The sequence below is a fragment of the Pseudoflavonifractor capillosus genome, from assembly GCF_016899775.1.
GTDB lineage: Bacteria > Bacillota > Clostridia > Oscillospirales > Oscillospiraceae > Lawsonibacter.
Genome location: NZ_JACJJE010000022.1, coordinates 38,329 through 49,867 on the forward strand (window position 1 = coordinate 38,329; position 11,539 = coordinate 49,867).

Consider the following 11,539-nt stretch of genomic DNA (forward strand, 5'->3'; position numbering starts at 1 on the left):
TATTCCGTCGTCTGCGGACGACGGAACTCCTTGCAGGAGGGCTTTTTTGACAAGCTGAGAGGCCGTCCGCGCTGCGGACGGCCTCTTCATATGTGAAAAGAGTCTGTGAAAATACCTCTGAGGAACAGCCCCCGCCTGAGTCTGGGCGGGGAAGTAGGAGAGAGCGGCGCCCGCCGCGGCGGGAGGGATGGCGCGCGGCTTCCCTCTCCTCCGGCGGCTATCCGCGCCGCCTGTTCTGGACCTGGCGCACCGTCAGAAGCTCCCCCTCCACGGTGAACTTCACCTCCAGGGGGCCGAACTCCAGGCCGTAGACCCGATCCGGCCGGTGTTGGTACTGGGGGCGGGGGTCCTGGGCCAGCACCCCCAGCAGGGCCTCCCGCAGTTCCTCGGGCACCTGGGCCAGGAGCTCCGGGGCAATCTCCACCTGGAGGGTGGGCTCCTTGGGCTGGCTGGCAAAGCCCCCCGCCGCCTCCGGGTGGCAGTCGGCGTAGGGGAGATAGGGCTTGATGTCATAGATGGGGGTGCCGTCCATCAGGTCGGCCCCCCGCACCAGCAGCACCGGGCCGCACTCCGGGTGGCGCTGAATCCCCTCCAGGGCCACGCAGGACAGGCCGATGGGGTTGGGCCGGAAGGGGGAGCGGGTGGCGAACACCCCCATGCGGGTATTGCCCCCCAGGCGAGGGGGCCGCACCGTGGGGGACCAGCCGTCCCGCACCGCCTGGGAGAACTGCCAGATCAGCCAGATGTGGCTGAACCCCTCCAGCCCCCGCAGGGCGTCGGGATTGCGGTACTCCGGCTCAAAGACCACGGTGGCCCGCAGGGCGTCCACCAGGCCGCTCTGCCGGGGAATGCCGAACTTGGTGTGGAAGTCGCTGCGGATATGGGCGATCACCTGAATGGTATGCTGCTGGGCCATGGGGTTACCTCCCTTGTGCGGAATGGGATGTGTCTCTTGGATGCGGGCAGAATGGGGCGCCCTGCCTCTGGGACGGGCTCAGGCGTGGTCCTGCCCGCTGCGGGCCTTGTAGGCCTCCCCCCAGTTCCACATGGCGTCCAGAATGGGTTTCAGGCTATAACCCAGCTCGGTGAGGGTGTACTCCACCCGGGGCGGGACCTCAGGGTACACTTTCCGGGTGAGCAGGCCGCTCTCCTCCATCTGCCGCAGCTGGGCGGTGAGCACCTTCTGACTCACGGTCCCGATGGACTTCTTCAATTCGCCGAACCGCTTGGTCCCCGGCATCAGATCCCGGAGGATCAGCACCTTCCACTTGTCACTGATGAGGGTGAGGGTGGTCTCCACCGGGCAGGCGGGGAGTTCTTTGGCCGCAGTTGACATTTGAGTCCCTCCTTGGTCCATAGGTTCTGATTGGGATGTATAGCTTAATTATATCCTAAGCCTCCTTACCGCGTCAAGGCGCTGTGCCGTCTCTATCATCTCAAAAAATTTTTTCTGCGCCGCCCGGGCCCGCAAAGCCTTGGGCGGCGTAAAAGTTTCCAGCTGGTAACCGTCCAAAAGTTACGTCTGGGTGCCTATACCACAAGATTGTGCGTACTTTTCAAAGACGTTTGGGTGCGCTATGATGCAGTCACAAGGACGGGAGATCCCCGCCGGGATATCACGAAAAGGAGCATCACAGCATGAAACACGCAAAGAGAGCAGGGGTGCTCACCCTGGCCGCCGCCCTGTCTCTGTCCATGGCCCTTCCGGCCGGGGCGGCTTCGTACACCGTGCAGAAAGGCGACTCCCTGTGGAAGATCGCCAAGGAGCAGCTGGGCAGCGGCACCCAGTGGAACCGGATCTATGAGGCCAACCAAAATGCTATCCGGGACCCCAACCTGATTTATGTGGGGCAGCAGCTGACCATTCCGGAGACGGAGCAGACCCAATCCAATCCCAACACCAACACCGACAAGGAGGAACCTGCCATGACCAACATTGAAAAAGCCACCGCCCTCATCCGCACCTTCGCCACCAGCGACACCGAGACCGCCGCCCGCCTGCTGGACGAGAACTACATCCAGCACAACCTGGCCTACGGCACCGGGGAGGCCGCCTTCCTGGGCTCGGTGGAGTACCTGGCCTCCGCTCCGGTCAAGACCACGGTGAACAACATCCGGGCCTTTGAGGACGGGGACTATGTGTTCCTCCAGACCGTCTACAACTTCGCCGGAGCGGGGGAGCAGGTGGCCTTTGACATCTTCCGCTTTGACGAGGACGGGGAGATTGCCGAGCACTGGGACAACCTGGCCGCGCTGGCGGACCAGCCCAACCCCTCCGGCCGCACTCAGATCGACGGTGCCATGGAGATCACCGACCTGGACAAGACTGAGGAGAACCGGCAGCTGGTGAAGAACTTCCTCTACGACGTGATGCAGGGACACAACCCGGACAAGACGGCCGATTACTTTGACGGCGACACCTATCTCCAGCACAACACCGCCATCGCCGACGGCGTATCCGGCCTGAACGCCGCCCTGTCCGCCCTGGCCCAGCAGGGCATCCAGATGATTTACGACGAGACCCACATGGTGCTGGCCCAGGGGAACTACGTCCTGGCGGTGAGCGAGGGCACCTACGGCGGCGCGCCCACCAGCTACTACGACCTGTGGCGGGTGGAGAACGGCAAGATCGCCGAGCACTGGGACGTGATGGAGACCATCGCCGACCCCTCCACCTGGCAGAACCGGAACGGCAAGTTTTAAGGGATATCGTTACCAAATGGTAACTATGCCACAAGATTGTGCGTACTGTTCAAAAGGGAAAAACCGCGCTACAATTTGGGCAACAAGAGGCAATCCACCTTTTTGCAAAAACCTTGGGAGGCAGTTTATCATGAACGAAGTCGTGAAATTTTTGAATGAGAATCCGGTCCAGTACCTGGCCACCGTGGGCCGGGACGGCAAGGCCAAGTGCCGCCCCTTCATGTTCGCCGGGGAGAAAGACGGCAAGCTGTGGTTCTGCACCAACAGCACCAAGGAGGTCTACAAGGACATGCAGGCCAACCCCGACGTTGAGATCTCCGTGTCCAGCCCCACCTACGCCTGGATTCGGCTCAGCGGCAAGGCCGTGTTTGAGAACAATATTCTTCATGGCGGCCATCCGGCACGCCGCTGCCGCAGAATAGAGAGGGAGGGCATCTGCTATGCAGATGCCCTCCTTTTGGCACCCCCGACCAGACTCTAACTGGTGGCCTACCGCTTAGGAGGCGGTCGCTCTATACAACTGAGCTACGGGGGTATATGGGTATCCGGCCTATGGTACAGGCGGATGGGTACCGTATTATTTTATCCGGTTCCGGGCTGTCTGTCAACGGCGGAAATGACAGAAGCGGGCCGGGCGGCGTGATTGCCGCCCGGCCCGAGGTGCGGTTCCCACCCGCTTCAGAGAGCAGGGAGCGGGTGGGAACCGAGTCACTTGTAGCGCACTGCGGTTCCGTAGGCGATGACCTCGGCGGCCCCCTGCATCACCGAGGCCGAGCCGTAGCGGACATTGATGACCGCGTCCGCCCCCAGGGCCTCCGCCTCATCCACCATGCGCTTGGTGGCGATCTGGCGGGCCTCAATGAGCATCTCAGTGTAGCCGGTGATCTCACCGCCTACCAGGGTCTTCATCCCGGCCATAAAATCCTTGCCGAAATTCTTGGACTGGACCACGGTGCCCTTCACCAGACCCAGGGCCTCGATCTCTTTTCCGGGGACGTACTCAATATTTAGCAGCAGCATCAAATTCTCCTCCTTCGATTTCTTGGAAGCGCTGTTTCAAGATAGGCCACACAAAGAGGACCGGAACGCCCACAATCAGCGTCAGGATTCCCAAAATGACCTGGAGCCACGGAAGTTCTGGGATCAGGGAGATGCTCCACAGTAGGACGATCACCGAGGCCAGGCGCAGGGCGGCAAACAGCAGCACCCCCTGGACGGCCTCCCGCTTTTGGCTGCGGCGTCTTTGTTCAATATCGTTTGGCATCCTCTTCCTCCCCTCCGCTGATCTCGTGCAGGCGCTGGATGGTGGCGGCAATCACGCCGCCGATCACCGCCGCTCCCGCCAGGACATAGAGGGCCACGAAGCCCAGAGCAAAGGCGTTGGCGCCTCCCATGGTCAGGAAGGCCAGCAGTATGCTGCCCACGATCAGGAATACCACCGCGATCACGCAGACGGCCACGAACACCGGCGTGATCCGGCTGGGGCGCTTGGGATCAGTATTGTTTGGCATCGTCCGCCTCTCCTTTCTCAATCTCCCGGAACCGCTGGGCCACGGCCAGCAGCACCCCGAAGATGACTACGCCGGGGATGGCCACCAGGACCACCACCAGAGGCATGGGGACCGGGTCCTCCTCTAAGGCGAAGCCATAGAGCATCAGGGCGATGAGCCCGGCCATGAGCAGCACCGTCAGCACGGTGACCACAGCCGGAGCCACATACCGCACCCGCTTGGTGTCCTCCCGCTGGCGGTTGAGGAAGGTGGTGCCCTCCCGCTCCATGACCTCCATCTGGGAGAGCAGTTCATCGGTCTCCAGGTCGTCCAGCTGCTGTTCCCGGTCCTTCAGGGTGCGGCACAGCTCCATGGAGTGCTCCAGGTTCCGCCGCTCCCGCTCCAGGCTGATGAGGTGGCGGCGCATGCCGTCCCCCACCGTGTGGGCCCCGGACTGCATCTGCCGGATCTCCTCGATAGGGACCCCCAGCTTTCGCAGGAGCTTGATCTGCTTGAGCTGCTCCACCTCCCGGGGGCCGTACTCCCGATAGCCGTTTTGACTGTTCCGGTGGGGCTTTAAGAGCCCCTGATCCTCGTAAAACCGAATGTTCTTCTTGGTGATGCCCACCTGGGCCTCTACCTCGTTGATCTTCACCGAAGCATCCTCCTCTTGTGGATAGGATAGACCTTCCACCTGGGGGAAAGTCAAGTGATTTCCGGGATTTTTTGTCCTGAAAGCCGCAGAGAGGCATAGGCCCGGCGGGCCAGCAGGACCAGGCCCACGGCCCAGATCAGGGCCGCCAGCTCCACCCCCGCGATGGGCAGCCAGGCGGAGGTCAAAATGGCACAGGCGTCCACCCCTGCATGGAGCAGGATGGCCAGCACAAGCCCCTTCCACGACCGGTTCCGCACCGCCGCGTATACCAGCACCGACAGGGACAGGTGGATGGCGATGGCCACCACCCGCTCAAAGCCGCTCCACAGATACATCCCCGCCGGGGCGGTGACCAGGGGGACCAGGGTCGCGATCTGAGCGTCGGACAGGGGGCCCGTGCCCATCAGGGCCTCCACCCCCGCCAGTCCGTCCCGGTTCAGGGCCACGGAGACCAGCAGGTTGTTGAGCATCATGCTCCCCGCCAGCAGGGCGGCCTCAATGCCCCCGTGGCCCGCTCCGTACATGAGGGCGTCCTCCGGCCCACGGCTCCAGCGCCTGGTCAGGCGGAAGGCGGCCCAGCGGCCGCACTCCTCAAAGATGCCGGCCATGGCCCCGCCGAACAGGGCATACAGCCACAGGTTTCCCGTGATAGTGTCCCCTATGGGGCCGTACAGGACCGCCCGGTTGACGCCCCCCTCCAGGGTCAGGGCAAACAGGGGGAAGATCACGCAGCCCAGCAGAAAGAACCGCCAGCGGCCCCCGCATCTCCTCCAAAACACCAGCCCCAGCTCCAGGGGAAACACCACCGTAAACAGGCCCACCAGGGCCATGACAGCCATTGCGGCATAGGACACATTCCAGCTCTCCGGCATTTCGCCTCACTCCTTTCGGAGAGGAGCATACTCCGTCCAGAAGGCGGAAGGTCAAGAAAAAGTTTTGAATCTTCAACCTTCCCCCAGGGGAAAGGTTATGATTTTGTAAAAAAGCACCCGCAGCGGCTGCCGCAGGCGCTTTGATCCACTAATTGAATTTGTAGATTTTCCGCACCAGCCGGTAGAGGCGCACCGACAGCTTCCGCCCCTGGTAGCCGGGGAAGTTGGTGAAAGCGGACACCGCCCGGTACTTCATCTTGTGATAGATCCCCGCGTCCACTGTGCGCAGATACTCCCACAGCTGGGTCTTTTTGCCCAGGGCCTCGGGGGTGTTGGCGATGGTGAGGAAGATGGAGGAGATGGCCATCATCATGGCCAGGTAGTTGAACATGTACCGGGCCAGCTTTTTGTGCTCCGCAGCCACCTTCCGCAGGTCGTGGGAGTCGATCATCTGGTAGGTGACCCGCAGCTGCTGGTCCACCCGGGTGACCATCACCTTCTCGTTGACGCTCTGGTCCGCCCGGCCGATGAAGTAGCGGTACAGGTCCACATCCAGGTAGTACATATTCTTCACCCAGGGCAGGGGCTGGTAGACGAAGATGTTGTCCACATAGAAGGTGTGCTTGGGCAGCTCCAGGCCGCAGTCCCTTAAAAGCTGGGTGCGGTAGATCACCGAGTGCATGAGCAGGTACTGGGAGGGGCGGAACCGCCCGATCTGCTCCCAGCCGAACACCCGGTTCCGGGGGAATACGTTCCGGTAGTGCATCACCCGCTGGGTGTTGTCCTCCACATGCTCATACACGTAGTTGCAGATGAGCATGTCCACCGCCTTGCTGTCCCGGACAAACTGGCGCAGCTTGTCCAGAGCCTTGCGGAGGGAGGGCACATCCACCCAGTCGTCGGAGTCCACCACCTTGTAGTAGATCCCCCGGGCGTTGCGGAGTCCCTGGTTGACCCCCTCCCCGTGGCCGCCGTTGGGCTGGTGGATGGCCCGGACGATGTCCGGGTACTGCTCCGCATACCGGTCGCAGATGGCGGGGGTGTCGTCCTTGGTGGAGCCGTCGTCCACCAGGATGATCTCAATGTCGTCGCCCCCCTGGAGCAGGGTGTCCACACAGTGCTCCATGTAGGCCGCCGAGTTGTAGCAGGGAACGGCGAAGGTAATCAATTTGTCCATAGTTTCTTTCTCCATGTTTGTAGGGGCGTCCTCGCCGCCGCAAAGTCCGCGCTGCTCCCTTGCGGCTCCTCTCCAAACCAAACCCGCTTCGCTGGGCTCTGGTTTGGGGCGGGGCTCCGCCCCGCAAATTAAATCAGCTGATCGGAAAGCTCCAGTGCCCGGGCCACGATGGCGTCCATATTATAATACTTATATTCGGCCAGGCGGCCCAGCAGGCGGAGGTTGGGGAAGCGGCCCACCGCCTCCTGATACCGGGCATACAGGGCGTTGTTCTCCGGGTTGATGATGGCGTAGTAGGGGGTCTCCTCCGGGGCGCCGGTGTAGGAGCGGGAGTACTCCTTCACGATGGTGGTCACCCCCGGCTTCACCTGGCCGGTCATGTGCTTGAACTCGGTGATGCGGGTGTAGTCCTCGTCCACCGTGTAGTTTACCGTGCCATAGCCCTGGAAGTCGTCCTGGGGCAGGGTCTCAAACCGGAAGTCCAGGGTGCGGTAGGGGAGGGGGCCGAACTGGAAGCCAAACAGCTCGTCCGCCTGGCCGGTGTAGATCACCGGACCGTCAAACGTCTCCCCGTCCACCCGGAGCTGCTCCCCGGACAGGTCCAGCCGCTTCAGCGCGTCTGCGCCCAGCTCCACAGTGATATTGGGGTGGTCCAAGAGCTTCTCAAACAGGGGGGTGTAGCCCTCCAGGGGCATGCCCTGATAGGCGTCCTGGAAGTACCGGTCGTCCCGGGACAGGAACACGGGCACCCGGGCGGTGGTGTTGGGGTCGATCTCCTCGGGGGTCTGGCCCCATTGCTTCATGGTGTAGTGGACGAACACGTGCTCATACACATAGTCCGCCAGGGCGGCGATCTCTGGGTCGGCGTTCTGGCGCAGCTCCAGAATGGTGACCTTCCGCTCCGGGCCATAGGCCTCCAGCAGCTTGTCCCCCAGCCGCCGCCCCTCCGACTGGCCGAAGGCCGTCTCCAGGGAGGTGAGGTTGAAGGGGACCGGATAGGTCATCCGCCCGCCGCTCTTCTCGTCGGGGATGTTGGCGATGACCCGGTGCTGGTAATCCCGCCATTGGGTGAAGCGGGAGAGGTAGTCGAACACCCGCTTGTTGTTGGTGTGGAAGATGTGGGGGCCGTACTGGTGGATAAGCACCCCCGCCTGGTCCAGGCAGTCATAGGCGTTGCCGCCGATGTGGTCCCGGCGCTCCAGCACCAGCACCCGCAGGTTTCCCCGCTCCGCCAGCTCCCGGGCGGTGACCGCCCCGGCGAAGCCCGCGCCCACAACCAGGGCGTCAAATGTTTGATTCAAAAAAATCCCGCCTTTTTCTCTGGTGAGCCGGAAATTCTCCAGCCATACATAACAAGTATACCATACTTCCTCCGGAAAGGAAATGAAATTGCCCTCTGGAAAAGATTAAAAATTCTTTTAGACGGCGGCTCCAGGGGCGGGGGACAAGGGAGCATGTCCGTCTCGCCCTTCCGGCGGCGCATCACGCCGCAGGGACCTCGCCGGCTTCCACGGTTAGATCCCCGGCGGCCGCATCCGGCTCCGGCAGAGTGACTTGGGCCTGGGCCCGTCCCTCCACCGTGAGGGTATAGCCGTCCAGAATGGAGGCCTCCTCCTGGCTGGCGGCGTGGGTGATGGTCACCCGATCCCCCACGTTGAGGATCACGGCCGTGGTGTTGTCCGCGGCGGACAGGGCATAGAAGACCTCCTCCCCCTCCAGGCGGACGAAGTAGTAGGTGTTCCCCTCCAGCACCGCCGAGCGGATCTCCGCCACCGTGCCGGACGCCTCGGTCTGGGGCAGATCTTCCGTCTCGGTGACTCCGCTCTCCGACAGGAGCTGGATATACTCCTGCTCACACTGGGAGACGGTGGCCCCGGTGGCCACAATCTGGTACTGGGCCACGTTGACCATGGCGTACATCTTCACCAGGTTGGCCTGGTCCTTCAGGGGGATGAAGTAGGTGGGCTGGTCCGCGATGTTCAGCAGCAGGGGGAAGGTGGCAATATAGCCCAAGTCCTGGACCACACCCTGGGCGGAGTCCATGGCGGCATACTCGGTGGCGCCGGGGGCATCGTAATACTTGGTCTCCTTGGTGCGCTGGTTGGACAGCAGGAAGCCCAGGTTGGATTGGTCCGCGTTGGCGGAGGTGATGCCGGTGTACACATACACATCGTCATTCAGGGCGATGTAATTGTAGCCCTGAGTGGTGATGGTCACGTCCCGCTGGCCCAGAACGGAGTTGATGAAGCCGTTGATCAGGGTGCCGTGGTAGTCGTACTGCTGCATGATGAGCTCAGGGGTGTACACATTGTCCACCCAGGTGGGAATCTCATCCTTGGCGTAGTACTGGCTCTCCCCGGTGATGGCGTTGCACAGCACAGCCCCGTCGATGTCGGTGCCCCCGAACAATCCGATGGTTTTGACCACCTTGGGGGCGATCCACCAGGGATTGCCTTCCTCGTCGATCTCAAACCGGGGGGTGGAGAACATGAACGTGGGGTACTGGAACCGCAGGTGGCGCAGAATGTTCCGGTTCAGGGGCTCGGAGAAGGAGTACTTCATCCCCTGTCCCTCAGGGAGGCGGACCACCTGGGCCTCCTGGGTGACCATGTCCACCACCACATAGGCGGGCAGACCCTCGCCCCGGTTGGTGAACCACTTGATCAGGTCGGCATAGGCGATGGGGGCCACCCGCACGGGCCGGCCCTGGTAGTTGATCTGGGTGGAGCTGTTGGAGTAGTCAAACTGACTGACCATGTCGCTGAGGGTGCCCATCTGCCGGTCCCCCAGGTAGTTGGCGGAGTCCCGGTCCAGAGTGGGGATCTCATTGAAGGAGATCTGACTGATGTCCTGGGTGAACTCCCCGTTCTCCACGGTGAGCAGGTCCCGGTAGGCCCCCGCCCGGAAGATGGGCAGGGAGACGATCTGGCCCACTACGATCACAACGACCATGGCGATGAGCAGAATGCCCACCGGCAGGCACTGCTGCTTGATAAAGGTGAGATACTCCTTCAGCTGTCCCCGCTGGAAGGGCTTCTCGCCCTTTTTCCCCCGGAACCCGGAGGTCACCAGAGCGCACAGCAGGTAGATCATGCACAGCATGAACACAAAGCTGTAAAACTCCCCGGACTGGAGGTTGATGGCCGGGATGGCCACATAGAAGTAGACCGCCCCCGCAATCAGGGTAATCAGGAGGTTCAGCAGGACATTGCCCAGCCTGCCCCTGGGGGCCCGGGCCGCTGCGTCAGAATTTCGTTTCAAGTGACATTCTCCTTTGCCGCGCGTGAGCGCGCATTGTAAACGGGACAAGTATACCTGTTTTCCCGTCAAAAAGCAACTGAATTCCAGGGGTGAAACATTAAAAATTAGTTAAGATGCCGTGGGCGGCCCTGTTGGTATGTTTTTCCGCCCACTGGGTATAATGAGCGTACCGACACAACATTGGGAAAGGATGCGCTTTTTATGGAAATCAAAGACCTGATGAATCCCAGCGTGGTCACCATTGAGCCCACCGCCTCCGCCGCTCTGGCCGCCCGGCTGCTCAGCCGCCACAATGTGGGCTCCCTGCCCGTGTGCGGGGAGGACCGCCGGCTGCGGGGGATGGTCACCGACCGGGACATCGTCCTGCGGTGCGTGGCGGCGGAGGAGGACCCGGCCCAGACCCTGGTGCGGGACATTATGACCCGGGGGTGCGCCTCCGTCTCCCCCCACGAGGACTGCCGGGCCGCCACCCGCCTGATGGCTCAGCAGCAGGTCCGCCGCCTGCCGGTGGTGGAGGAGGGGAAGCTGGTGGGCATCATCTCCCTGGCCGACCTGGCCCGGAGCCAGCGGTTTGACATGGAGGCCGCCCAGGCCCTGGGGGAGATCTCGGAAAATATCGTGCGGAGGTAAAGGAAGCAGGCGGCTGGGCCGCCTGCTTGTTATATTGTATCAAGAAAACCACTTTGGATGGAGCGGTTTCCGGCCGGCGGGTGTGTCCTTTGTTCGGACGGGGGCCCGCCGAGTAGGCGGGGAAAACGACCGGCTGTCCCCAAAGTGTGGACGGGGGCGGGAAAGGCGGGTATACTGAGGTCAAGAAGATCGGGAGGGGAGGGAGCGCCGTGGAGGTGGAGATCCGACTGGAGCCCGGGCGGAAGGAGCCCCGGGCGGTGATTTACGCCGAGGCGGACACCCCGGAACTGCAGGAGCTGGTTCAGCGCCTGTCCGGGGTGTTTCTGGGGCCGGTGCCCGCCTTCCAGGGGGAGCGGGCGGTGCTGCTGGAGCCGGGGGAGGTCTACCGCTTCTACACCGACGGCAAGGGGGTGTCCGCCCAGACGGAGGCCGGGGTCTATGCCGTCCGCCTGCGGCTGTATGAGCTGGAGGAGCGGCTGGGCCGCCGGGGGTTTCTGCGGGTGTCCCACTCGGAGCTGGTGAACAGCCGGAAGATCACGGCCCTGGACCTGTCCCTCACGGGGACCATCCGCATGACCCTGGGGGACGGGGCGGCGGTGTGCTATGTGTCCCGGCGGTATGTGAAGCGCATCAAGCAGGCGCTGTTGGGAGAGGAGGGGTCCCTGTGAACGAGAAGAGAACGGGGGTGCTGCTGGCCGCCCTGGGGGGGCTGGCCGGCCTGCTGCTGGGGGCCTGTCTCTTATACACATCT

General features: G+C 62.7%; 14 protein-coding genes and 1 tRNA gene. 4 read left to right on the forward strand and 11 right to left on the reverse strand.

Annotated features, from left to right (window positions below; genetic code table 11):
- Positions 1–217: 217 nt before the first annotated feature.
- Both tsaA and H6B31_RS08750 read right to left on the reverse strand, forming a co-directional pair.
- Positions 218–916 carry a tRNA (N6-threonylcarbamoyladenosine(37)-N6)-methyltransferase TrmO gene (tsaA, locus tag H6B31_RS08745; protein WP_204898166.1) on the reverse strand — a complete coding sequence of 233 codons (699 nt, stop codon included), beginning with the start codon at positions 914–916 and terminating at the stop codon, positions 218–220.
- A gap of 78 nt (positions 917–994) precedes the next feature.
- On the reverse strand, positions 995–1,336 hold the full coding sequence (locus H6B31_RS08750; protein WP_204898167.1) for a winged helix-turn-helix transcriptional regulator: 342 nt from the start codon (positions 1,334–1,336) through the stop codon (positions 995–997).
- 302 nt (positions 1,337–1,638) lie between these two features.
- Here H6B31_RS08750 and H6B31_RS08760 point away from each other — a divergent pair, with 302 nt between their 5' ends.
- The gene (locus tag H6B31_RS08760) at positions 1,639–2,703 is read left to right on the forward strand and encodes a nuclear transport factor 2 family protein (protein WP_243418940.1); all 1,065 of its coding nucleotides are present in this window, start codon (positions 1,639–1,641) and stop codon (positions 2,701–2,703) included.
- Between the two features lie 130 nt (positions 2,704–2,833).
- Positions 2,834–3,184 (forward strand): pyridoxamine 5'-phosphate oxidase family protein, encoded by a 351-nt coding sequence (locus H6B31_RS08765; RefSeq protein WP_204898168.1) that lies wholly within the window; start codon positions 2,834–2,836, stop codon positions 3,182–3,184.
- On the opposite strand, the gene H6B31_RS08770 is transcribed toward H6B31_RS08765, so the two are convergent.
- The 9 genes from H6B31_RS08770 to H6B31_RS08810 all read right to left on the reverse strand — a co-directional run bounded on the left by H6B31_RS08770 (position 3,162) and on the right by H6B31_RS08810 (position 10,158).
- Positions 3,162–3,238: transfer RNA gene (locus H6B31_RS08770), tRNA-Arg, on the reverse strand. The two genes, H6B31_RS08765 and H6B31_RS08770, sit on opposite strands and share 23 nt — an antisense overlap.
- Positions 3,239–3,411: 173 nt before the next feature.
- The gene (locus H6B31_RS08775; RefSeq protein ID WP_204898169.1) at positions 3,412–3,723 is read right to left on the reverse strand and encodes a YbjQ family protein; all 312 of its coding nucleotides are present in this window, start codon (positions 3,721–3,723) and stop codon (positions 3,412–3,414) included.
- Positions 3,704–3,967, reverse strand: coding sequence for a hypothetical protein (locus H6B31_RS08780; RefSeq protein WP_204898170.1), 264 nt, complete (start codon positions 3,965–3,967; stop codon positions 3,704–3,706). The genes H6B31_RS08775 and H6B31_RS08780 overlap by 20 nt, the downstream gene beginning before the upstream one ends.
- Positions 3,951–4,214, reverse strand: a complete 264-nt coding sequence (locus H6B31_RS08785; protein ID WP_204898171.1) for a hypothetical protein — start codon at positions 4,212–4,214, stop codon at positions 3,951–3,953. The genes H6B31_RS08780 and H6B31_RS08785 overlap by 17 nt, the downstream gene beginning before the upstream one ends.
- Positions 4,198–4,848 carry a MerR family transcriptional regulator gene (locus H6B31_RS08790; RefSeq protein WP_204898172.1) on the reverse strand — a complete coding sequence of 217 codons (651 nt, stop codon included), beginning with the start codon at positions 4,846–4,848 and terminating at the stop codon, positions 4,198–4,200. Before H6B31_RS08790 ends, H6B31_RS08785 begins: the two co-directional genes overlap by 17 nt.
- Positions 4,849–4,898: 50 nt before the next feature.
- Positions 4,899–5,720 carry a YhfC family intramembrane metalloprotease gene (locus H6B31_RS08795; protein WP_204898173.1) on the reverse strand — a complete coding sequence of 274 codons (822 nt, stop codon included), beginning with the start codon at positions 5,718–5,720 and terminating at the stop codon, positions 4,899–4,901.
- Positions 5,721–5,868: 148 nt separating this feature from the next.
- Entirely contained in the window at positions 5,869–6,897 is a 1,029-nt protein-coding gene (locus H6B31_RS08800; protein ID WP_204898174.1) for a glycosyltransferase, read from the reverse strand.
- A 128-nt stretch (positions 6,898–7,025) separates the two neighbouring features.
- Positions 7,026–8,198: a UDP-galactopyranose mutase gene (glf, locus tag H6B31_RS08805; protein WP_204898175.1), complete on the reverse strand. Its 1,173-nt coding sequence runs from the start codon at positions 8,196–8,198 to the stop codon at positions 7,026–7,028.
- Positions 8,199–8,379: 181 nt separating this feature from the next.
- The gene (locus H6B31_RS08810; protein ID WP_243418942.1) at positions 8,380–10,158 is read right to left on the reverse strand and encodes a CvpA family protein; all 1,779 of its coding nucleotides are present in this window, start codon (positions 10,156–10,158) and stop codon (positions 8,380–8,382) included.
- Positions 10,159–10,359: 201 nt separating this feature from the next.
- On the opposite strand from H6B31_RS08810, the gene H6B31_RS08815 reads away from it, so the two are divergent.
- Positions 10,360–10,788, forward strand: a complete 429-nt coding sequence (locus tag H6B31_RS08815) for a CBS domain-containing protein (protein WP_204898176.1) — start codon at positions 10,360–10,362, stop codon at positions 10,786–10,788.
- Between the two features lie 209 nt (positions 10,789–10,997).
- A complete protein-coding gene (locus H6B31_RS08820) occupies positions 10,998–11,456 on the forward strand; it encodes a LytTR family transcriptional regulator DNA-binding domain-containing protein (RefSeq protein ID WP_204898177.1) in 459 nt (152 codons plus the stop codon).
- Positions 11,457–11,539 lie beyond the last annotated feature (83 nt).